The sequence below is a fragment of the Cryobacterium sp. TMS1-20-1 genome (assembly GCF_004402355.1).
GTDB classification, from domain to species: Bacteria; Actinomycetota; Actinomycetes; order Actinomycetales; family Microbacteriaceae; genus Cryobacterium; species Cryobacterium levicorallinum.
On record NZ_SOGF01000024.1, the window covers coordinates 84,179 to 104,195 of the forward strand.

The window sequence follows — 20,017 nt, forward strand, 5'->3', positions numbered from 1 at the left end:
ACAGGCACAGGCACAGGCACAGGCACAGGCACAGAAAGTCTGGGGCCCCGGTCCGTCAAGGTGGTCACCTTCCTGCTGGAAGAGTGCCGACGAGGGGAGTACGAGTGCCCCAGCCACAAAAACAGCACTCATCTTCGCGGGAAATGCAAGATTAATTTCGCATTATTTTCGGCGCTGACGCGACCGGTTCCGGGCGCTAGGAGCGACGCGATCCGAGGCTCTCCAGCAGGCGTTCCTCGGCGTCGTGGCCCGGCGCGATTCCAGCCGGAATGCGCAGGTAGAAGAACACGCCGCCGACCCACCAGAGGGCGAACAACACCCAGGGTTCGAACGACAACGCGGCCGGCATGCCGGGCATATACAGGCTGAGCAGGGCCAGGCAGAGCGCGGCTGCGGCAACGCCGATCACGACTCCGCCGTTGCCCTTGCCGCCCACGCGCAGCGGGCGGTCCATCTTCGGTTCGCGGCGGCGCAGCACCACAAAGGCCACGGCAACCAGAATGTAGGCGATGACGATGCTCGGGGCTCCGGAATCCACGAGCCATCCGAGCATCTGCGTTCCGAAGAACGGCGCCATGAACGACAGAACGCCGACGAAGATGAGCGAGTTGGTCGGCGTGCGAAATTTCGGGTGCAGCTTGCCGAACCAGGCCGGCAGCATGCCGGAGCGCGCCATCGAGAACATCAGGCGTGATGCCCCGAGCAGCAGCGAGTTCCACGAGGTGAGGATTCCGGCGATTCCGCCGGCGATGAGCACCTTGGCCATGACGTCGCTGCCGAAGAGCGCGCCCATGGCATCCGCTGTGGCGATATCGGTTTGGCCAATGGCCGCCGCCGACATGGACGATGACGTGGTGAGCACGATCATGACGTACCAAATGGTCGCGAGAATAACGGCAACCACAACGAGCCGGCCGATCTGGCGCGGCGCAACGTTGACCTCTTCGGCCGATTGCGGAATGACGTCGAAGCCGACGAACAGGAAGGGCACGACGACGAGCACGGCGAAGAATCCGCCCATGCCGCCGGTGAAGAACGGTTCCATGTTCACCGTGGAGCCGCCGGTGAACGAGCCCAGCACGAGCATCGCACCGACTATCAGCAGAAACAGCACCACAAAGGTCTGCACGACCCCGGCCAGTTTCACACCCCGGATGTTGATCCCCGTGATCACGACGGCCGCCACGGCTCCGACCAGCGCCCAGGTCAGATAGACCTGCTCGCCAGCTACCTGCCAGAGCGGGATCTGGCTCAGGTTAGGAAAGAGATACCCGGCCGTGCGCGGTAGGGCGACGGCCTCGAAGGCGACGATGGTGACGTAGCCGCCGGTGATCGCCCACGATCCGACGAACGACCAGCGCGGCCCCATGGCCCGCAGTAGAAAGTTGTGTTCGCCGCCGGCCTTGGGCATTGCCGCGGTGAGTTCGGCGTAGGTGAGGCCGACGATGCTCATGATGATGCCGCCGGCGATCATGGCTGTGACGGCGCCCATCGTGCCGGCGTCGTTGATCCAGCCGCCGGTCAGCACGACCCAGCCGAAACCGATCATGGCTCCGAAGCCGAGGGCGAGTGCGTCTCTGTTGCCGAGCACTCTGAGCAAAGACGGTGCGTGGTGGTGCGTGGTAGCGATGGTGTCCCCGTTTGTTTCGGCTCGTACTCAACATTGAGTGACGCCGGATGGTGCGCCGCCGGCGCTGGTCTACCTTGAGTCTGCCACTTTCCCGGCGGTCGGGGGCCGCTACCCGCGACCGACCCACCGATCCATGGAGCGGTACACGCCGAAGACGCGACCGGCGACGGTGTCCCAGGCTGCCAGCGGCAGCACGCCGCGCAGCACCTTCGACAGGCTGACCGTCCAGGGCAACAGCAGCTGCGGCTTGCCGGCGAGCATGGCCCGCCAGACCCGATCGACGACATATTCCGGGGTCATCAGCGGGGTGAGCAGCGGCCCGCGCGCGCCCTCGAACATGCCGGTATCGATGTAGCTCGGGCAGACCGTGGTGACCTTGACCTGACCGTGGCCCTGCTGCACGAGCTCGAGCCGCAGCGAATCGCTCCAACCGATCAGGGCGGCCTTCGAAGCGGCATAAACGCTCATGCGCGGGTTGCTGAGGGTGCCGGCGGCCGACGCGATATTTACGATGCGTGACTCACGCCATCCGCTCGCAATCATGGCCGGGAGAAACTCTCGGGTGATGTACATCGGGGCGAGCGCGTTGATCTGCATGGTGGGGCGGGTGTCTGCGCCGTTGTCGTGCTCCCAGAAATATTTGCCACGCACGATTCCGGCGTTGTTGATGACGACGTCGGGGTTGCCGATCTCGGTGCGCACGCGCTGTGCGGTCTGCGCGATGGCGCCGAGATCGGCGATATCCACGACGTAGGGCGCGATCTGGGTGAGCCCGTTGGAGCGTTCCGTCAGGATGGCAGCAGTTTGGGCGAGCGCAGCACCGTCGCGGTCCCAGAGGATGACGGCTTTGGCCCCCTCGGCAACGCAGCGTTCGGCATACAGGCGGCCCATGCCGCTGGCTGCTCCGGTTATCAGCACGTGGGCTCCGGCGACGGTTCGACTCATACCCCCATCATGCCGTCTGCAGCAGTACTACGCTCGATCTACCAACAGGAGGAGGCGCGGATGGACTTTCAAACCCTCGCGATCATCTCCGTGGTCGCGTTGCTCGGGCCACTCCTGGCAATGCCGCGCCGTTGGAATATCCCGGTCGTCATTGGCCAGCTCGCCGCCGGCGTCATCGTCGGTCGAACCGGCTTCGGCCTCATCGAAGCCGCCGACCCCACGCTGACCCTGTTAGCGGATGTCGGATTCGCGTTGATCATGTTCGTGGCCGGCACGCACGTGCCGGTTCGTACCGGCGCGATTCGCGCGGCGCTCTCGGCGGGTTTGGTGCGGGCGATTCTCGTCACGGTCTCGGCGAGCGCCCTCGGCGTGGCCATCGCGATAATGTTCGGAACGAATCACGCACCTCTTTATATAGTGCTGCTGGCTTCCTCGTCGGCCGCGCTCGTGCTGCCGCTCATCCACTCCCTGGGGCTGCGCGGGCGCTCGATGCTCGAACTCACGGCACAGGTTGCGATCGCGGACATCGCGGCCATCGTGGCGCTGCCCCTGGCCATCGACCCGCCGAATGCGGGCCGCGCGGCGCTCGGCGCCGCACTGATCGCGGCGTTGGCCGTGACCTTGTACGTCTTGTTGTCCCGGTTGGAACGAAACGGCTCCCGCGCACGGCTGCACAAGCTCTCGGCGAACCGCAAGTTCGCCCTCGAGCTGCGCATCCAACTGGCCATTCTGTTTGCCCTGTCGGCGGTGGCCGTGTTCAGCCATGTCTCGGTCATGCTCGCCGGTTTCGCGTTCGGGCTCGCCGTCGCAGCGGTCGGCGAACCGCGCCGCCTGGCCCGCCAGCTCTTCGCCCTCGCCGACGGATTCTTCGGCCCGCTGTTCTTCGTCTGGCTCGGCGCTTCGCTCGCGCTGCGCGACCTGACCGACCACCCGCAGATGATCGCCCTCGGCCTGACACTGGGCCTGGCGACCCTGCTGACCCACGCGACCACCCGGGTGTTGGGACTGCCCCTGTCATTCGGACTGCTGTCGGCGGCCCAGCTCGGTATACCGATCGCGGCCGCGACGATCGGTACCCAGCTGCACGTGCTCGCCCCCGGGGAGGCGGCGGCGCTGCTGCTCGGCGCACTCGTGACCATCGCGGTGACCGCGGCGGCGAGCGGATGGGCGCGGCCGCGCGCAGCATCCGCTGCCGAAAAGACGGTCGGTTAGACAAACATCAGCACGATGCCGGTCACGCCGGCGAGCACGCCGATGCCGAGCAAGACCAGGCCGATCAGGCGCAGGCCCTTACCGTCGAGTTCGGGGTCGTGTGTGCGGCAACGCTCGGGATGGCGGTTGCGAAACCACACGCGCACATCGTCGCCGGGCACCAGGTGGTGCGTCTCGTGGGTGTCGGCCGGGCATTCGTGGACATCGCCGTCGCCATCAAACCAGCGGATGACCGTGGCCGGCCCCGACGCGGCGATCACCGCGGTCGTGCGGGTCCAGCGGCCACTGATGCCGCGCACGGACAGGCCGACAATGTAGAGCAGCGCTCCGATGATGAGGCCGACGAGGGTGAGGATCTCGCTCATAATGCCGGCGAAGTCGAGAGCGTGCACTGTCACCGCCGTCCGTTTATTGTTGTCGTCCTGGCTCCAGAGTAACGTTTGACGCCCCGACCAGGCGGCAGTCTAGGCATGAAACCATGCGATTCGGACTGTTTGTACCCCAGGGCTGGCGACACGATCTGGTCGGAATCGAACCCGCCGGGCAGTGGGCAACCATGAGCGGCCTGGCCACCCACGCCGCTGCCGGTGCATGGGAATCCATTTGGGTCTACGACCACTTTCATACCGTGCCGGTGCCGAGCACGCAGGCCACGCACGAGGCGTGGTCGCTGATCACCGCGTTCGCTGCCACCACGACCGTCGATATCATCTCGGGTGGACGCATCGAGCCGATCGTAGCCCTGGGCCATACCAGCCTCCATGCCGCTTTCGGCCATGCCGTCGCGGGCATCCTGGCCGGGAGAAATAGGCCTGCTGCGCGCTCTTGTCACGGTTGCCCCGACTAGTTGGGAAGGTCGGCGCCGGCTACCGTGTCTTGGTGATCACGGATCGTCGCGGCGGTCTGCATGACGTGAGCCATCATGCACACCGCTGCCCGGTCGCCGTCGTGGTCGCGCAGCGCCTCGTAAATCTGGCGGTGTTGGTCCCACGAGCCGACGGCCCGCGTCACGACGACCTGGTAGAAATACCAGCGAATTCGTCGTTGCAGCACCCCCAGCATTCGGGCAATCACCGAGTTGTCGGCGGCCTCCACGACAATATTGTGAAACCGGTCGTTGAGCTCCAGCAGGTGCTTAGCGTCCTGGGCCGCGATCGCCGCATCACCATGCCCCAGCAGTTCCTGGAGCCGAGCTAAATCGACGTCTGAAATATTTTCGGCGGCCAACCGTGCGCAGTCGCTTTCCAACAGTGAGCGGGCGTGGAAAACCTCCTGCACTTCCTTGTCACTGGGAGCGTGCACGAAGGCACCCTTCTTGCCCGGCCGATGTTCGACGAAGCCGTCGTGCACGAGTCGTTGAATGGCCTCACGCACCGGGTTTCGGCTCACCCCCAGCTGCTTGGCGACTTCGTCTTCGCGCAGGTGGGAACCCGGTGCGATGACACCGTCGACAATGGATTCTTCCAACACCTCGTAAACCCGTTCGCCCAGGGTTTGCGCAGCTTTCAGTAAGCCGAGAGTGCGCAACTCATCCCCTTTCGACTCCAAGACGTCCGACACTTCAGCTATTCCTCTTCGACCATTCCTGCGTGGCGGACCGCCATCTGCCGCCGTCCGGCGCGCACAACATTTGTTGATTATGCCGCAGTTCTCGGGGCGCCTCGTTCAGTGCCCCGTGCGACTAGCGCCCGACGGCGTAGCCCTGGTTGCCCCGAGGGTTGGCCGCAGCCTTGAGCCAGCCGCCATCGCGCGCCACAGCGCTCACTCGCCCTTCGGACCACGGCTCACCGACCACGACGACGTGACCGCGATCCCGCAGCTCGTCAAGCACGGCCGAATCAAACCGACTCTCCAGATAGACCTCGGCTGGATGCGCATCCCGCGGGAAGAAGGAGTTGGGCATGTGCGTGGAGTGAAAACCGGGGGCATCGATACCCTCCTGCAGATTCATATCGCCGTGCACGAGGTTCAGGAAGTAGTTCAACGACCATTGATCCTGCGCGTCGCCGCCCGGGGTTCCGAACGCGAGCCAGGGCTTGCCGTCGCGCAGGGCGAAGGACGGCGTCAGCGTGGTTCGTGGGCGAGCGCTCGGGCGCAGGGAGTTCGGCAGACCTTCCTGGAGCCAGAACATTTGAGCGCGGGTGCTGAGGCAGAAGCCCAACGCGGGGATCGTTGGGGATGATTGCATCCAGCCGCCACTGGGCGTGGCCGAGATCATCATCCCGTTGGCATCGACCACGTCGACGTGGCAGGTGTCCCCCCGGGTCTCCCCTGATTTGGCGATCGTCGGCTCGCCGGACCCGATCAAATTCTCATAGCCGGCTGGAGATGCCGGGTAATGCGGCAGTCGCGCCTGGGCGCCGCCGGGGTTGCCGGGGCGGAGTTCCACGGAGGCCGTGTCGGTGATCAGCAGGCGACGCTGCGCGTTGTATTCCGAGCTGAGCAGAGCCGCCATGGGCACGTCGGTGAAATTCGGGTCGCCGTACCAGGCCTCGCGATCGGCAAAGGCGAGTTTGCAACTCTCCAGGATGGTGTGCACCCAGTCAGCGGAGCCGGGTCCCATCGCGGTCAGATCGAAGCCTTCGAGCAGCGCCAGTTGCTGCAGAAAGACGGGTCCCTGCCCCCAGGGGCCCGTCTTGCAGACGGTGTAGTTGTGATACTCGTAGGTGAGCGGCTGTTCCACCGTGGGCTCCCACCGGGCCAGGTCCGCGGCGGTCAACAGCCCCCGATGACGCTCCCCCGAGGTATCCATCACCTCGTTGTCGGCGCAGAATTCACCGATGGCTTCGGCGACAAAACCGCGGTACCAGCAGTCCCTGGCCGCGCGGATTTGCGCTTCTCGCGACCCGCCGTCAGCTTCGGACTCCGCGACTATCCGGCGCAGGGTCGCGGCCAGCACAGGATTTCGGAAACAGCTTCCGGTCGCGGGCACCTGTCCGCCCGGCAGCCAGGTCGCCGCCGAGGTGGGCCACTCGGTCGTGAACAGTTCCTGCATCGTTTCGATGGCAGCGGATACCCGCTGGAGCAGCGGATGCCCCTCCTCGGCATAGTGGATGGCCGGTTCGAGCACCTGCCGCAGCGTCATGGTGCCGTGCAGTTCCAAGAGCAGCGTCCACGCCCCAAAGGCACCCGGCACGACCGCGGGCAGCAGGCCCGTCCCTGGCATCACGTCCAGGCCCAACCCGGTCACGGCCTCGATCGTTGCCGCAGCCGGTGACACGCCCTGACCGCAAATGGTGGATACCTGCTGGTCGATTTCCGACCAGACCAAAATCGGAACCTCGCCACCGGGTCCGTTGAGGTGAGGCTCAACAATTTGCAGCACGAAGCCGGTGGCTACCGCGGCATCGGCGGCATTGCCGCCGCGCTCGAGGATGCTCATTCCGGTGGCCGAGGCGATCCAGTGGGTGGAGGCCACCATACCGACGTTTCCGACGAGTTCAGGACGGGTGGTAAACAAGATTCGTGTCTCCTTGGCTGATGCGCGATGCGCCATTTTCTGCGGTGACGAGGTGGCAGGCGCTCTGGTGTTCGGGGCTCGTTACGCGGAGCAGACGCGGCACCTCGGTTCGGCAGCGATCAATCGCAACCGGGCAACGGGCGTGGAACGGGCATCCACTTATTACTTCGGTTGGACTCGGCAGGTGGAAGGAGTGAAATAGTTCGTCCGTTGTCTGGATACTGTATACGGTATAGAGACAGATCGTCTATGAATAGGACAATAACCATGGAAATTGAGATAGGGCTACTCAATGGCACGATTATCTTCGTGGCGGGGATCGTGGCCGGAATCATCAACGTGGTGGCCGGCGCGGGAACGCTGATCACCTTTCCGACCCTGCTCGCCCTCGGCATCCCCCCGATCACCGCCAATGTGTCGAACACCGTTGGTCTGGTACCGGCCTCCGTCACCGGCGCCTACGGCTACCGACGAGAGCTGCAGGGGCAGTGGCGCGCGGTCGGGCTCATGGCCGTCTTCTCCGCCGTTGGTGGGATCGTCGGCGGCATTCTGCTGCTGGTTCTGCCGGCATCCGCCTTCTCCGTTGTCGTTCCCTATCTGCTGCTCTTGGCGGGCGTGCTCTCCGCCATTCAGCCGCGCGTCGCGCGATTCGTACGACGCAAATCTGACGTTGCACATGCCGATACCCGCCCGGTGACGATTGGTCTTATCCTCGGCGTGCTGGCGACGGGCGTGTACGGCGGCTATTTCGGGGCAGCCCAGGGCGTTGTCCTTCTGGCCCTGCTGGGTATTCTCTGGTCAACCGATATGCACCGGGCCAACGGCGCCAAGAACGTTCTGGCCGGTGTCGCCAACGTCGTGTCGGCGGTGATCTTCATCTCCAGCGGCACGGTCGACTGGATGATTGCCGTCCTGATCGGCGTCGGCTCGGCCCTCGGCGGCTGGCTCGGCGCCAGAATCGGGCGGCGCCTGCCGGCTCCGGTGTTGCGCACGATTCTCGTGATCGTCGCGCTGACGGCCGCGGTCGTGCTGCTGGTCACCTGATCACTTCGGTCAGGCAATCTGACACACTGGGTGCAATGAGTCTCAGCGACAATGAGGTGCCGGCCTGGTGGCGGGGGCTCGGCCTGCCCGGGCTGGTCGACCTGCACACCCACTTTCTCCCCGAGCGGATGCTGCGGCGCGTCTGGGCTCATTTCGACGAGATCGAGCCGCTGATCGGCCACCCGTGGCCGATTCGGTACCGCGAGGACCAGGAGTCGCGGCTCGCGACGATTCGCCGGCTCGGCGTGCGGCGCTTCACCGCGCTGTCCTATGCGCATCGTGCCGGGATGGCGGCCTCCCTGACCGATTTCTCACTCGATCTCGCGAAAGCGCATGCCGACTGCGTTCCGAGCGCCACGTTCTACCCGGAGGAGGGCGTGCTCGACCAGGTGCAGTCCGCCCTCGACCGCGGCGCTCGAGTGTTTAAAATTCACGCGCAGGTCGGGGCTTTTGATCTGCGCGAACCGATCCTCGACCCGGTTTGGGGGCTGCTCGCCGACGCCGCGATTCCGGTCGTGATCCATGTCGGCAGCGGGCCGGTTGCTCGGCCGGGGATCACTGGGCCGGACGCGCTTGCGGGAGTGTTGGCGCGGCATCCGCTACTCACGGCGGTCGTCGCACATCTGGGCGCCCCGGAATACGGCGAGTTTCTCGACCTGGCCGAGCGGTATCCCTGGGTGCACCTTGATACCACGATGGTGTTCACCGACTTTTTCGAGCAGCTCGCGCCGTTTGACCCCGCCCTGCTCTCGCGGCTGGCGGACCTGCCCGACCGGGTGGTGCTCGGCAGCGATTTTCCCAACATCCCGTACCCGTATGCGCACCAGCTGGAGGTGCTCGAACGCCTGCGCGACCGGGAGCCGCGACTCGACGACGACTGGCTACGCGCGGTCTGCTGGTACAACGGGCTACGCCTGATCGGCGAATAGAAGCGTGCCGGACCGACTCACAGCGGTCCTGCCCTAACGCGTACGCGTTCGACCTGGTGTTCGCGAAGGCCTCTGGCCGGCAGGGCATCGACTCCGGTTCCGAGCGGGACACCCCACTCGTGTTCCAAGCGAGCCAACGCGAACAGTCCCGTTCCTGGCGCTATTCGACCCCGGTCAGCGGCAGAGTGGCGCACCGCCTGACGACCGCGCGCAGCACCGGCATCTTCAAGCCGATGAAGACGTCACCTTCGCCATATTGGCCGGGACCGGTTTGAAAGAACCGGGCAACCCGGACCTCCAGCGCGAAAAGAGCCGAAACCGGCGATTCTTGGCGCCCAACCCGGCCCGGAGTCATGGTTCGTTGCGAGAACTAGCAAGAAAACGCCGCTCTGCGCCCGATATTCTGAAGGAGCACGCCCGCCGCAACCGCGGCACTCACGCGAATCGGAGGTTCCCATGTCGATATCTGTTGAAAAAACACACGTAGCTAACGCTCTGGTCGGAGAGCCCGAGGTTCTCGAAGACGGCGTCGATCTCGCCCAGCATCCGTCCTGGCGCGACCTCAAGGCCGCGGCGACCTCGCTACAGGGCCTGCAGTCGCAGGACGGTTCGATTGCCGACGCCGCACGGCATGCGGATGCTGACGTCTCCGTTTCGCGCATCACCGCAGCGATCACCGACCTCGCGCCGCGCTTCACACACGATTCCAGCTATCTCGAAGCCCTGATCGTGGACTTTGACCGCTGGGCCGCTGAGGGATTCGGCGTGCCCGACTTCTACGATTCCCTGATGGCTTTTCAGCCGCAGCAGCACCGCATCAACGGGCTGCGCCACCTCGTGGTATTCCCGATGTACACGCAGAACGGCAGCGCCAACCGGCTCGTCGAGGCCGTGCTGATCGAGGTCATCTGGCCGGAATTCATCGGCGAACTTGAGGCCGGCTATACGAACAAACTGTTCGTGCCAATTCGTTTTCTCGATTTCACGCCTGGCTACGACACCAACTCGGCCGTACTCTTTCCCGAGACGGTCGCGATGCGCGAGATTCCGACGTTTACCTGGGGGGCGATTTTCGCCGACCGCGAAGCCGCCCGTTTTCGCCGGGTCGTGCGCGCGGCCGCTGAGATCACTCGGCTCGAGCTGCCGTCCGAGGCTACCGCGCTGCTCGACGACCAGCACCTCACCGAAGAGACCTTCGTGATGTGGGATCTCATCCACGACCGCACGCACATGCGCGGCGACCTGCCGTTCGACCCGTTCATGATCAAGCAGCGCATGCCGTTCTTCCTGTATTCACTCGAAGAACTGCGCTGCGACCTGACCGCCTTTCGCGAGTCGGTCACGATCGAGCGCAGCGAGCTGGCCAGCCCGGAGGCGCGTCGGCACGCGAAGCTGGTGCAGTACGCGGTTATCTTCGACCGCATCTTTCGGTTCGCCATCACCGGCAACCGGGTGCGCAACTATGACGGCCTCGGCGGGCAGCTATTGTTCGCCTGGATGCACCAGCACGGTGTTCTGCACTGGACCGACACCCGCCTCACCTTCGATTGGGACGCCGTTCCCGAGGTGGTCATCGCACTCGGAGCGCAGGTCGACGAGCTGTACTGGGCGTCGATCGACCGGCCGAAGAAGGCGCACTGGCTCGCGGCCTACGAGATGATCTCGAAGACCCTCACTCCGAATCCGGCGTCGACCTGGGCCCGCGGCCTGCCGCTCGAGGTGCTCGCCGGCGCCCCGAAGGGCTACACCGACCAGGTTCTCGACGACGAATTTCCGCTGTCGATGTTCTTCGAAGCGCTGGAAAAGAAGATGCGCACGGTCATCGACTCGACGGCCGGTATCACCGCTAGCGCGGTCGACTGATGGGTGCCAGTCTGGCCGTCGCTGGCCGAACCGTGCTCATCGCCGGGGCGACCAGCACGGCCGGCCTGGCCGTCGCCTCGTCACTAGCGGATGCCGGCGCGCGCGTCGTCGCCGTCGGCTCCAATCTCGCCCGCCTCCAGTCCGTGCTCGCGGTCGCGCCCGAGGCCGCGCTCTACGAGTGCGACCTCACTGACTTTGCCGCCGTGACTGCCCTAGCCGGCGCGATCGGCCCGATCGACGGGCTGATTCACCTCGTGGGCGGCTGGCGCGGCGGCGGCGGTTTGGCCGGTCAGACCGACGAGGATTGGGAATTTCTGCACTCGCACGTGGTCACCACGCTGCGCAACACCACCCGGGCATTCAACGCCGATCTGCTGGCCGCGTCGGCCGGGCGGCTCGCCATTGTGTCGAGCGTGTCGGTAGACCGACCGACCGCTGGCGGCGCAAATTATGCGGCCGCGAAGTCCGCGGCCGAAACGTGGTTACGCGCGGTCGGAGCGGGGTTTGCGAAAGCCGGGGACACCGCCGCGGCTGCGATCTTCGTCGTCCGTTCGCTCGACGGGCTCGAAACGGAGCTGGCTACCCGGGTGACGGGTTTGTGGGAGAAGGCGGCGGCATCCGTCAATAACAGTCGGGTGGTGCTGGCTGCGGGCTAGCCGAGCCGGGTTGGTGAACCCCATTTTGGGTATTGGCTAGGCGATTTTCTTACGGGCCTATACGCTCCTAACTGAGGAGCCCATCTGGCCGCGAGGAGGCAATGCCGACTTGTGCTGCCTGCACTGCTGGTTTCCCATGCCAATGCCAACCATCGACTTGACTGGGAGACCCCGAGAGTGACCAGCACCACAGTGACAACTGAGTCGGCCAGCCCTCGTCGACGCCGGAGATCCGCCGTGGCCCTGACCATCGCCGCGATTCTCGCCTTCACGACTCTCTTCGCATACCCGGCTCAGGCGGTCGTTGACGACGTCACCATCGTGGGCCAAGTCATTGTAGGTGAAACGCTCACGATCGCGTTGACAGACGCGGTCCCAGTCGGGAACACCTCAGCTCTGAACACGTCATACCAGTGGCAGCGCGGCTGGGCTGGCTCCGAGGATTTTACCAACATCACCGGCGCAACTGCGAATAGCTACACGGTGACGGGTGCCGATGAGTGGCACACCGTGCGGATCAGGGTGAACGTGACAAGGAACAATCCCATTAGTCGGACCCGCTTTTACAGCGATTGGACCCCAACTGTCGTAGCGGCCGCACTGCCGGCCCTGCCGGAAGGAACCGCATCGATCAGCGGTGCACCCATCGTCGGCGGCGTCGTCACGGTCGCCGCGACCGGCTGGCCAGAAGGAACAACGCTCGGATACCAGTGGGGCTGGCGTGATGGTGAGTTGACAGGCGACATCGGCGGCGCCACGGAGAGCACCTTCACCGTGCCGACCAATCTCGTGGGCAGGTCGCTCGAGGCCACGGTTTCCGCCAGCAATGCCAACTTCAATCCCTCCTCCGCCGTCGTGGTCGCGACCATGGACACGGCCATCACCGCGCTCCAGCTGCCAGCGGCGGCCGCACCGGTTAGCGACTCCGCAGGGTTGGACGCCTATCTGGCGACCGGGGGCGTCCCCGTCGCAGCGCAAACATCCGCTGGCCTGCCGACCGGTTCGCTCAACCAGGACGAGTCCCACCCGGCCACCTTCAGTTGGGGTTCCGCTGACTCGTTTGTCGACGTGTACGCCTACTCCACACCGGTTCTCGTCGGTACCTTTCCCGTCGTCAATGGTCAGGTGCCGATTGTTCTCAGCAGCGACCTGCTCATGGCTCTCGCCGCCGGTTCACACACGCTCGTTGTCTCGGGTCAGTCCTCTGGCACCGTGCAGACCATCGCGTTCAGCATCGCGGCCGTCGCTGCGGCCCCCACCGAACCGGTCGACACAACTGTGGACCCACCGGTGGTAACCATCGTTGGCAAGAGCGTTGTCGGCGAAACCCTCACCGCCGACGAGGGGACCTGGGACGCGGATACCGCGTACACCTACCAGTGGTTCAAAATCCAGATGGAGCCGTGGGTTGAAACTCCCATTGACAGCGCTACCGGCGCGTCCTACGAACTGACCGACGCCGATCTGGGCTTCGCCTACCGGCTCATGGTGACCGGCATCTTGGGCACGTCACGATTCTCCGTGAGCAGCCCTGCGACCAATGCGGTCGTCGAAGCACCGCGACTGGCCCTCGAAGCCGGCACTGCGTCCATCTCTGGAACCCCCGTCGTCGGCAACGAGCTGACCGCAAACTCCACGGGCTGGCCGACTGGTACGGCTCTTACCTACGAATGGTTCTACAGCGGCGGCCAGTTCGGCGGCAGCATCGACGGTGCAACGTCGAGCGCGTACACCGTGACCGATGAGTTCGTCGGACTGACCATCGGCTTCATCGTCACCGGCACCCTCAGCGGTTTCGAATCATCGACTGCTTCCAGCACGACGGATGCGCTCGTCACCGCCCCGAAAGCCACAGCGGCTGCCGCTCCGGTCGCCGACTCGACCGCCCTGGCCGCATTCCTCACCATCGCCGGCGTCGAAACCGGCACGCAGGAATCCGCTGGCCTGCCGACCGGTTCACTCGCACCCGGCCAGGGCTACACGGCCAACTTGGCTTGGTTCTCGGGCGATTCCTTCGTTGACGTGTACGCCTACTCGACCCCGGTTCTGGTCGGAACCTTCGCCGTCGTCAACGGTGAAGTTCGGGTGACGCTGAGCAGCGCCATGCTCAGCGCCCTCGGCGCCGGTGCGCACACGCTCGTCATCACCGGTCAGTCGTCCGGCGACGTGCGTGCCGTCGCATTCAGCCTCCATGCTTTGGCCTCTGCATCTGCATCTGTCTCTGCTTCAGCTTCAGCAGCCGCGCTCGCCTCGACCGGCTTCGCCACCGCCGTGCCATTCACGGCTGCAACGCTGCTGCTCATGCTCGGTGCCACGCTGGTCGTCGCGCGACGTCATCGTCGCGCGACGTCGCGAGCGTAATTAGGTAGCAAAGAAGGGGCACGGCCTCCCGGCCGTGCCCCTTCTGCATGCCCGCGCTGCCGAATCCGGCTCGCGCGGTTGACGTGCCAGGCGCGGGTACAGCATCCGCTGGCGTCTGGCGGTGTTGCTGGCGTCAGCGCCCGCCGTCGCACTGCGCCGCCGCCCGCGCTACCGTGAAGTCACGCACAACGAAGGGGCGGGCATGCTCGACATTCGGGGAGTCACCAAGAGCTACGGAACCCGGCAGGTGCTCAGTGACGTGAGTTTCACCGTCCGGGACGGCCGCATGACCGGCTTTGTCGGCGCGAACGGCGCCGGCAAAACCACCACAATGCGCATCATTCTCGGTGTGTTGTCGCCCGACACGGGCACCGTGCTCATCGACGGGATTCCGGTTACCGCGAGTGATCGCCGCCGGTTCGGCTACATGCCCGAGGAGCGTGGCCTCTACCCGAAAATGAAGGTCGCCGAGCAACTCGTCTACCTGGCCCGCTTGCACGGGCTGTCGCCGGCATCCGCTCGCCGCAACACGACCAATCTGCTGGAGCAGCTCGGCCTCGGCGAACGGGCCGGCGATACCGTCGAGTCGCTGTCGCTCGGCAACCAGCAGCGCGCCCAGATCGCCGCCGCGCTCGTGCACGACCCCGAGTTTCTCGTGCTCGACGAGCCGTTTTCCGGCCTTGACCCGCTCGCCGTCGAGGTGGTCATGAGCGTTCTCGCGGGTTACGCGGCGCAGGGCGCGCCCGTGCTGTTCTCGTCGCACCAGCTTGACATCGTCGAACGGCTCTGCAACGACCTCGTTATCATCGCCGAGGGTGAAATTCGCGCCAACGGCTCCGGCGAGGCCTTGCGCGACCAACACGGTCGCCCCCGGTTTGAGATTCGTACCGCGGGCGACATCAGCTGGATCCGTTCGCAGCCCGGCATCACCGTCGTCGACTTCGACGGCGATTACGCCGAATTCGAGGCAGAAACGGATGCCGCCAGCCAGGCGGTCCTGCAGCACGCGATCACGCTCGGCGCCGTTCACACCTTCAGCCAGCAGAGACCCAGTCTCGCCACCATCTTCAAGGAGGTCATCGCATGAGCAACGCCACCCGCCCGGTGCACACCGCGCCCACCTTCGCCCAGAGTGTCTGGCTGGTTTCCAACCGCGAGATCGCGGCGCGGCTGCGCAGCAAATCGTTTCTGATCGCGACCGGCATTTTGCTGCTCATCTCGATGGGCTCCGTCATCGTCGGCAGCATGATGAGCCAGAACACCAGCCTGACCAAGGTCGCCGTGGTCGGCACCGCGATCAGCGTCGTCGAGCAGACGCAAGCCTTCGACATCGTGGAAGCATCCAGTGCCGAAGACGCCGAGGCGCTCGTGCGCGATGGCACGGTCGATGCGGCCGTTGTGCCGTCGACGAATCCCGCTTCCTTGCTCGGCATCACCGTGATCGCGCTCGATTCGGCGCCGGGCGAGGTTCTCGGCGCGCTCAGCGTGAACCCCGAACTTGCGATTCTCGAACCGGCCGAGCAGGACGGTTTTCTTGCGTACCTCGTGGCGATCGGCTTTGGAATCATCTTTCTCATGTCCGCGACAACCTTTGGCGCCACGATCGCGCAGAGCGTCGTCGAAGAGAAGCAGACCCGCATCGTGGAGATTCTCCTGTCAACGATTTCGGTGCGGGCCCTGCTCGCCGGCAAGGTGCTCGGCAACAGCCTGATGGCGTTCGCGCAGATCGTCTCGATCGGCTTGTTGGTCTCGATCGGCTTGGCGGTGACCGGGCAACGGGTGCTACTGGCCGACGTCGGCCCGGCGATCGTGTGGTTCGCCGTGTTCTTCGCCTTCGGCTTCGTGCTGCTCGCCGCCCTCTACGCGGCCACGGCATCGATGGTGTCCCGGCAGGAAGACGTGGGATCAGCGACCTCGCCGGTGTTGTTCCTCGTCATGATCCCGTATTTCATGGTGGTTTTCTTCAACGACAACCCACTCGTGCTGGCGATCATGTCGTACGTGCCATTCTCAGCGCCGGTCGGGATGCCGGTGCGCATCTTCCTGGGCCAGGCCGAATGGTGGGAGCCGGTGCTCTCGCTCGTCGTGCTCGCCCTGTCGACGATGGTGGTGATTCTGATCGGGTCGCGCATCTACTCGAACGCGCTGCTGCGTATGGGCGCCCGCGTCTCCCTGCGCGAGGCTCTGCACAAGTAGCGGCATCCACTTCGTGCAGACGGCCAGACGAATGCGGGAGGATGGAGGGGTGACCCAACTCCATGATCTTTCGTCCCGCGGTTTCGCCTCCGACAATTACTCCGGCATTCATCCGGAGATTCTGGAGGCGATGACCCGGGCCAATGGCGCCCACCAGGTCGCCTACGGTGAAGACGTCTACACGGCCCGGCTACAAGAGGTCTTCGTCGAACAGTTCGGCGCTGGCGTTGAAGCGTTCCCCGTTTTCAATGGCACCGGCGCCAACGTCACCGGGCTGCAGTCAATGCTGCCACGCTGGGGCGCCGTGATCTGCTCGGCCACCGCGCACATTCACACTGACGAGGGCGGCGCCCCTGAACATGTCGGCGGCTTAAAGCTGCTGCCGGTCGTGACCCCCGACGGCAAGCTGACCCCGGAGCTGATCGACCAGGAGGCCTGGGGCTGGGGCGATGAGCACCGCGCCCAGCCGCTCGTCGTGTCGATCACCCAGACCACCGAGCTCGGCACCGCGTACACCGTCGACGAGGTGCGCGCCATCGCCGATCACGCCCACTCCAAGGGCATGACGCTGCACATGGACGGCGCCCGCATCTCCAACGCTGCCGCCAGCCTGGGCGTGCCGCTGCGCGCGTTCACCCGCGACGCCGGCGTCGACGTGCTCAGCTTCGGCGGCACCAAGAACGGCATGATGCTCGGTGAGTGCATCGTGGTACTGAACCCATCGGCATCCACTGGTCTGAAATTTCTGCGCAAGTCCAACATGCAGCTCTCCAGCAAGATGCGGTTCGTCTCGGCGCAGCTCATCGCGCTGCTCGACGGCGATCTGTGGCTGCGCAACGCCAGCCACGCCAATGCCATGGCGGCTCGGCTGCGCGGCGCGCTCGAGACCGAACTCGCCCAGGGAACCATCACCGGCCTCAACTTCAGCCAGGCCACCCAGGCCAACGCCATCTTCGCCACCCTGCCCGACGGTGTCGCCGACCGGCTGCGCGAATCCTTTCGCTTCTACGACTGGGATGCGTCCAAGAACGAGGTGCGCTGGATGTGCGGCTTCGACACGACCGAAGACGACATCGACCAGTTCATCGCCGCCATCACCCGAGAACTGTCATGACCTTCAAGGATCAGCCCTGGCTCGCCTCTTACGCGCCCGGCGTGCCCGGCACCATCGACGAGACCACCGAAACCCTCACCGAGATGATCGAGGCCTCGGTCGAGACCTTCGCGTCGAACATTGCCTTGGATTTCTTCGGCGCCACGACCACCTTTGAGCAGCTCGGTGAGCAGATCTCCCGAGCCGCCAACGGCCTGCGCAAGCTCGGCGTGAGCCCGGGTGACCGAGTGGCCCTCGTGCTGCCGAACTGCCCTCAGCACGTCGTGGCGTTCTACGCGGTGCTGCGCCTCGGCGCCATCGTGGTTGAGCACAATCCGCTCTACACCGACCGCGAGCTGCGCCACCAGTTTGAAGACCACGGCGCCAAGGTCGCGATCGTCTGGGACAAGGTCTACGACGCCGTCCGTGCTTTTCCCAGAGATATGGGCATAACGGATGTCGTCACCATCGACCTCACGCGCGCCATGCCGTTGTCGAAACGGCTGGCCCTCAAGCTGCCCATCAGGAAGGCCCGGGACGCTCGCGCCTCCCTCACCGCCGGGCCCGGAAAGGGCGCGATCAGCTGGGACTCCCTCGTCGGAACCCGCAAGCTGCATGCCTCGCATCAGCGCCCACTGCTCGGGGACACCGCCGTTTTGCAGTACACGAGCGGCACGACCGGCACCCCCAAGGGCGCCATTCTGAGTCACTACAACCTGCGCGCCAACGCCGCCCAGGGCTCCGCCTGGGTGGCGGGCCTGCGGCCCGGCGAGGAAACCGTGTACGGCGTGCTGCCCATGTTCCACGCCTACGGCCTCACGCTGTGCCTCACCTTTGCGATGAGCATCGGTGCCCGCCTCGTGCTGTTTCCCAAGTTCGATGAGAAGCTCGTGCTCGACGCCACCAAGCACGCACCGCCCACCTTCCTGCCGGCGGTGCCGCCGATCTACGACCGTCTGGTCACGGCCGCTGCGAAGAAGAAGGTGAGTCTCGCCGGCATCCGTTTTGCTATTTCTGGTGCCATGAACCTGCCGGTGTCGATCGTGGAGCGCTGGGAGAGCGCGACCGGTGGGCTGTTGGTCGAGGGCTACGGCATGACCGAGGCGTCGCCGATCGTGGCCGGCAACCCGATCGGCCCGAGCCGCCGCCCCGGAACGGTCGGCGTGCCGTTTCCGAGCACCGACATTCGCGTGGTCGACCCGGAGGACCCGACGGTTGAGCGCGGCTTCGAGGAGGAGGGCGAGCTGCTTGTGCGCGGTCCGCAGGTGTTCTCGGGCTATTGGGGCCGCCCGAGCGAGACCGCCCAGGTGCTGCTGCCCGGCGGCTGGCTGCGCACCGGCGATATCGTGCGGGTCTCCGCCGACGGCTTCATCACCGTCGTCGACCGGATGAAGGAACTCATCATCACCGGCGGATTCAACGTGTCGCCGTCTGAGGTCGAAGAAGCCCTGCTCTCGCACCCCGACATCGTTGATGCTGCCGCGATCGGTCTGCCGAGCGCGAACGGCGGCGAAGACGTCGTGGCCGTGGTCGTATTGGCTGCCGGCGCCGAACTCGACGTGGCCGCGGTGCGCGAGTACTGCCGCACCCGGCTCTCGGCATACAAGGTGCCGCGCCGCATCGTCGAGGTCGACGACCTGCCGCGCAGCCTCCTCGGCAAGGTGCTGCGCCGCGAGGTGCGGGGCCGGCTGCAGGGCAAGTAGACCGGTCGGGCTCCGTCGGCGAGCAACATCCAGCCGGCTCGGTTCATTGTTGCCCGCAGCGGCTCGGCGAGCTTTGCGAAGATCAACGATGCTCTCATGGGCTTCAACAAGGCGTAGGCCGACACGGCATCCGTTCTGATCGTCAGCGTGGAGAAGCTGTTGATCGATGCGACCCGCGAGATCCCGTGGGCACGCTACGACCTCGGTCAGGCCGTTGCCCACCTGTCGATCCCGGCCCAGTCCGACGGACTACACACCCACCAGATGGGCGGATTCGATGGTGCAGCCCTCGCCGCAGCGTTCAACCTCACCGAGGACCAGGCCGTCGTCACCGTCACCGCGCTGGGAGTGCTGGGCAATGCCGACGATCTCACCGCCGAGCTGCGCGAACGCGAAGTTGCCCCGCGCAGCCGCACGCCGCTCACCGAACTGCTGCTCGTCAACGACTAGCTCGCAGCGCGTGGCCCACGGAGTAACAGCGTCGGAACCAACGAACCGACAATGATCAGGGCCGTGAGCCACGCGAGATGTACGTCGAGCGGGAACGGCCAATACATGGTCACCCCCACGCCGGCAAGGGTGACAATGAGTGCCCCCAGGGCCGGCCCCCACACTCTCCGCCACGCCACTACCAAGGCGGCGGCCGGTAGCCAGTAGGCGACTTGGCTGCCCGCGCCCATGGCCCGAACCATGTCGGCCGGTGCCAGCAGAAACGACACGGCGTCGACCCAGGGCCCGAAGAACATCGCGGCGCAGTGAAAAACCAGGGCAAGCCCGCTGACGAACGCCACCACAGCCCACAGCCATCCCACGCGCACCGAACGTTCTCGCAGCAGCGGGTGCCCCACCACGAGCCGCAGAATCGCGGCGGCGATGGCGAAGGCCAGTAGCCCTCCCCAGAGGAACGGTTGGTTCACAATTGTCC

20 protein-coding genes are annotated in these 20,017 nt (G+C 65.4%); 12 read left to right on the forward strand and 8 right to left on the reverse strand.

Features of this window, described 5'->3' with window-relative positions:
• Positions 1-196 precede the first annotated feature (196 nt).
• Together E3O45_RS05315 and E3O45_RS05320 are read right to left on the reverse strand one after the other, a co-directional pair.
• On the reverse strand, positions 197-1,591 hold the full coding sequence (locus E3O45_RS05315; RefSeq protein WP_255452956.1) for an APC family permease: 1,395 nt from the start codon (positions 1,589-1,591) through the stop codon (positions 197-199).
• Between the two features lie 147 nt (positions 1,592-1,738).
• On the reverse strand, positions 1,739-2,575 hold the full coding sequence (locus E3O45_RS05320; RefSeq protein WP_134442311.1) for an SDR family oxidoreductase: 837 nt from the start codon (positions 2,573-2,575) through the stop codon (positions 1,739-1,741).
• A gap of 60 nt (positions 2,576-2,635) precedes the next feature.
• Here E3O45_RS05320 and E3O45_RS05325 point away from each other — a divergent pair, with 60 nt between their 5' ends.
• Complete coding sequence (locus E3O45_RS05325) at positions 2,636-3,787, forward strand: cation:proton antiporter (protein WP_134442313.1); 1,152 nt, start codon at positions 2,636-2,638, stop codon at positions 3,785-3,787.
• On the opposite strand, the gene E3O45_RS05330 is transcribed toward E3O45_RS05325, so the two are convergent.
• Positions 3,784-4,185 carry a DUF3592 domain-containing protein gene (locus E3O45_RS05330; protein WP_233195416.1) on the reverse strand — a complete coding sequence of 134 codons (402 nt, stop codon included), beginning with the start codon at positions 4,183-4,185 and terminating at the stop codon, positions 3,784-3,786. The genes E3O45_RS05325 and E3O45_RS05330 overlap by 4 nt on opposite strands.
• Positions 4,186-4,265: 80 nt before the next feature.
• On the opposite strand from E3O45_RS05330, the gene E3O45_RS18355 reads away from it, so the two are divergent.
• Positions 4,266-4,634 carry a hypothetical protein gene (locus E3O45_RS18355; RefSeq protein WP_370450312.1) on the forward strand — a complete coding sequence of 123 codons (369 nt, stop codon included), beginning with the start codon at positions 4,266-4,268 and terminating at the stop codon, positions 4,632-4,634.
• On the opposite strand, the gene E3O45_RS05340 is transcribed toward E3O45_RS18355, so the two are convergent.
• From E3O45_RS05340 to E3O45_RS18360, 3 genes are all read right to left on the reverse strand, one after another.
• Positions 4,631-5,347 (reverse strand): GntR family transcriptional regulator, encoded by a 717-nt coding sequence (locus tag E3O45_RS05340; protein ID WP_134442315.1) that lies wholly within the window; start codon positions 5,345-5,347, stop codon positions 4,631-4,633. The two genes, E3O45_RS18355 and E3O45_RS05340, sit on opposite strands and share 4 nt — an antisense overlap.
• Before the next feature lie 121 nt (positions 5,348-5,468).
• Entirely contained in the window at positions 5,469-7,247 is a 1,779-nt protein-coding gene (locus E3O45_RS05345; RefSeq protein WP_370450313.1) for a gamma-glutamyltransferase family protein, read from the reverse strand.
• Positions 7,228-7,491, reverse strand: a complete 264-nt coding sequence (locus E3O45_RS18360; protein ID WP_134442372.1) for an oligopeptide/dipeptide ABC transporter ATP-binding protein — start codon at positions 7,489-7,491, stop codon at positions 7,228-7,230. Before E3O45_RS18360 ends, E3O45_RS05345 begins: the two co-directional genes overlap by 20 nt.
• A gap of 23 nt (positions 7,492-7,514) precedes the next feature.
• Here E3O45_RS18360 and E3O45_RS05355 point away from each other — a divergent pair, with 23 nt between their 5' ends.
• The gene (locus tag E3O45_RS05355) at positions 7,515-8,291 is read left to right on the forward strand and encodes a sulfite exporter TauE/SafE family protein (protein ID WP_134442318.1); all 777 of its coding nucleotides are present in this window, start codon (positions 7,515-7,517) and stop codon (positions 8,289-8,291) included.
• A 35-nt stretch (positions 8,292-8,326) separates the two neighbouring features.
• Positions 8,327-9,220 (forward strand): amidohydrolase family protein, encoded by an 894-nt coding sequence (locus E3O45_RS05360; RefSeq protein ID WP_134442320.1) that lies wholly within the window; start codon positions 8,327-8,329, stop codon positions 9,218-9,220.
• A gap of 160 nt (positions 9,221-9,380) precedes the next feature.
• Here E3O45_RS05360 and E3O45_RS17670 read toward each other — a convergent pair whose 3' ends face one another.
• On the reverse strand, positions 9,381-9,575 hold the full coding sequence (locus E3O45_RS17670) for a hypothetical protein (protein ID WP_174843052.1): 195 nt from the start codon (positions 9,573-9,575) through the stop codon (positions 9,381-9,383).
• A 101-nt stretch (positions 9,576-9,676) separates the two neighbouring features.
• Between E3O45_RS17670 and E3O45_RS05370 the strand changes: the two genes are divergently transcribed.
• From E3O45_RS05370 to E3O45_RS05405, 8 genes are all read left to right on the forward strand, one after another.
• Complete coding sequence (locus E3O45_RS05370) at positions 9,677-11,083, forward strand: DUF6421 family protein (RefSeq protein ID WP_134442322.1); 1,407 nt, start codon at positions 9,677-9,679, stop codon at positions 11,081-11,083.
• Positions 11,083-11,739: an SDR family NAD(P)-dependent oxidoreductase gene (locus tag E3O45_RS05375; protein WP_241985234.1), complete on the forward strand. Its 657-nt coding sequence runs from the start codon at positions 11,083-11,085 to the stop codon at positions 11,737-11,739. The genes E3O45_RS05370 and E3O45_RS05375 overlap by 1 nt, the downstream gene beginning before the upstream one ends.
• Before the next feature lie 237 nt (positions 11,740-11,976).
• Positions 11,977-14,100 (forward strand): hypothetical protein, encoded by a 2,124-nt coding sequence (locus E3O45_RS05380; RefSeq protein WP_134442324.1) that lies wholly within the window; start codon positions 11,977-11,979, stop codon positions 14,098-14,100.
• A gap of 202 nt (positions 14,101-14,302) precedes the next feature.
• Positions 14,303-15,187 carry an ABC transporter ATP-binding protein gene (locus E3O45_RS05385; protein ID WP_134442376.1) on the forward strand — a complete coding sequence of 295 codons (885 nt, stop codon included), beginning with the start codon at positions 14,303-14,305 and terminating at the stop codon, positions 15,185-15,187.
• Positions 15,184-16,296: an ABC transporter permease gene (locus E3O45_RS05390; protein WP_134442326.1), complete on the forward strand. Its 1,113-nt coding sequence runs from the start codon at positions 15,184-15,186 to the stop codon at positions 16,294-16,296. Before E3O45_RS05385 ends, E3O45_RS05390 begins: the two co-directional genes overlap by 4 nt.
• Before the next feature lie 31 nt (positions 16,297-16,327).
• On the forward strand, positions 16,328-17,410 hold the full coding sequence (locus tag E3O45_RS05395; RefSeq protein WP_134442328.1) for a low specificity L-threonine aldolase: 1,083 nt from the start codon (positions 16,328-16,330) through the stop codon (positions 17,408-17,410).
• A complete protein-coding gene (locus tag E3O45_RS05400) occupies positions 17,407-19,092 on the forward strand; it encodes a long-chain-fatty-acid--CoA ligase (RefSeq protein ID WP_134442330.1) in 1,686 nt (561 codons plus the stop codon). The genes E3O45_RS05395 and E3O45_RS05400 overlap by 4 nt, the downstream gene beginning before the upstream one ends.
• A gap of 135 nt (positions 19,093-19,227) precedes the next feature.
• Positions 19,228-19,542 (forward strand): nitroreductase family protein, encoded by a 315-nt coding sequence (locus E3O45_RS05405; protein ID WP_134442332.1) that lies wholly within the window; start codon positions 19,228-19,230, stop codon positions 19,540-19,542.
• Here the strand turns inward: E3O45_RS05405 and E3O45_RS05410 are convergent.
• Positions 19,539-20,009 carry a hypothetical protein gene (locus E3O45_RS05410; RefSeq protein ID WP_134442334.1) on the reverse strand — a complete coding sequence of 157 codons (471 nt, stop codon included), beginning with the start codon at positions 20,007-20,009 and terminating at the stop codon, positions 19,539-19,541. The two genes, E3O45_RS05405 and E3O45_RS05410, sit on opposite strands and share 4 nt — an antisense overlap.
• Between the last annotated feature and the right edge of the window lie 8 nt (positions 20,010-20,017).

Coding starts and splice junctions, on each gene's coding strand:
- E3O45_RS05390 (WP_134442326.1), top strand. CDS start 15,184: ATGAGCAACGCCACCCGCCCGGTGCACACCGCGCCCACCTTCGCCCAG.
- E3O45_RS05320 (WP_134442311.1), bottom strand. CDS start 2,575: ATGAGTCGAACCGTCGCCGGAGCCCACGTGCTGATAACCGGAGCAGCC.
- E3O45_RS05395 (WP_134442328.1), top strand. CDS start 16,328: ATGCGGGAGGATGGAGGGGTGACCCAACTCCATGATCTTTCGTCCCGC.
- E3O45_RS17670 (WP_174843052.1), bottom strand. CDS start 9,575: ATGACTCCGGGCCGGGTTGGGCGCCAAGAATCGCCGGTTTCGGCTCTT.
- E3O45_RS05360 (WP_134442320.1), top strand. CDS start 8,327: ATGAGTCTCAGCGACAATGAGGTGCCGGCCTGGTGGCGGGGGCTCGGC.
- E3O45_RS05375 (WP_241985234.1), top strand. CDS start 11,083: ATGGGTGCCAGTCTGGCCGTCGCTGGCCGAACCGTGCTCATCGCCGGG.
- E3O45_RS05370 (WP_134442322.1), top strand. CDS start 9,677: ATGTCGATATCTGTTGAAAAAACACACGTAGCTAACGCTCTGGTCGGA.
- E3O45_RS05400 (WP_134442330.1), top strand. CDS start 17,407: ATGACCTTCAAGGATCAGCCCTGGCTCGCCTCTTACGCGCCCGGCGTG.
- E3O45_RS05325 (WP_134442313.1), top strand. CDS start 2,636: ATGGACTTTCAAACCCTCGCGATCATCTCCGTGGTCGCGTTGCTCGGG.
- E3O45_RS05355 (WP_134442318.1), top strand. CDS start 7,515: ATGGAAATTGAGATAGGGCTACTCAATGGCACGATTATCTTCGTGGCG.
- E3O45_RS05385 (WP_134442376.1), top strand. CDS start 14,303: ATGCTCGACATTCGGGGAGTCACCAAGAGCTACGGAACCCGGCAGGTG.
- E3O45_RS18355 (WP_370450312.1), top strand. CDS start 4,266: ATGCGATTCGGACTGTTTGTACCCCAGGGCTGGCGACACGATCTGGTC.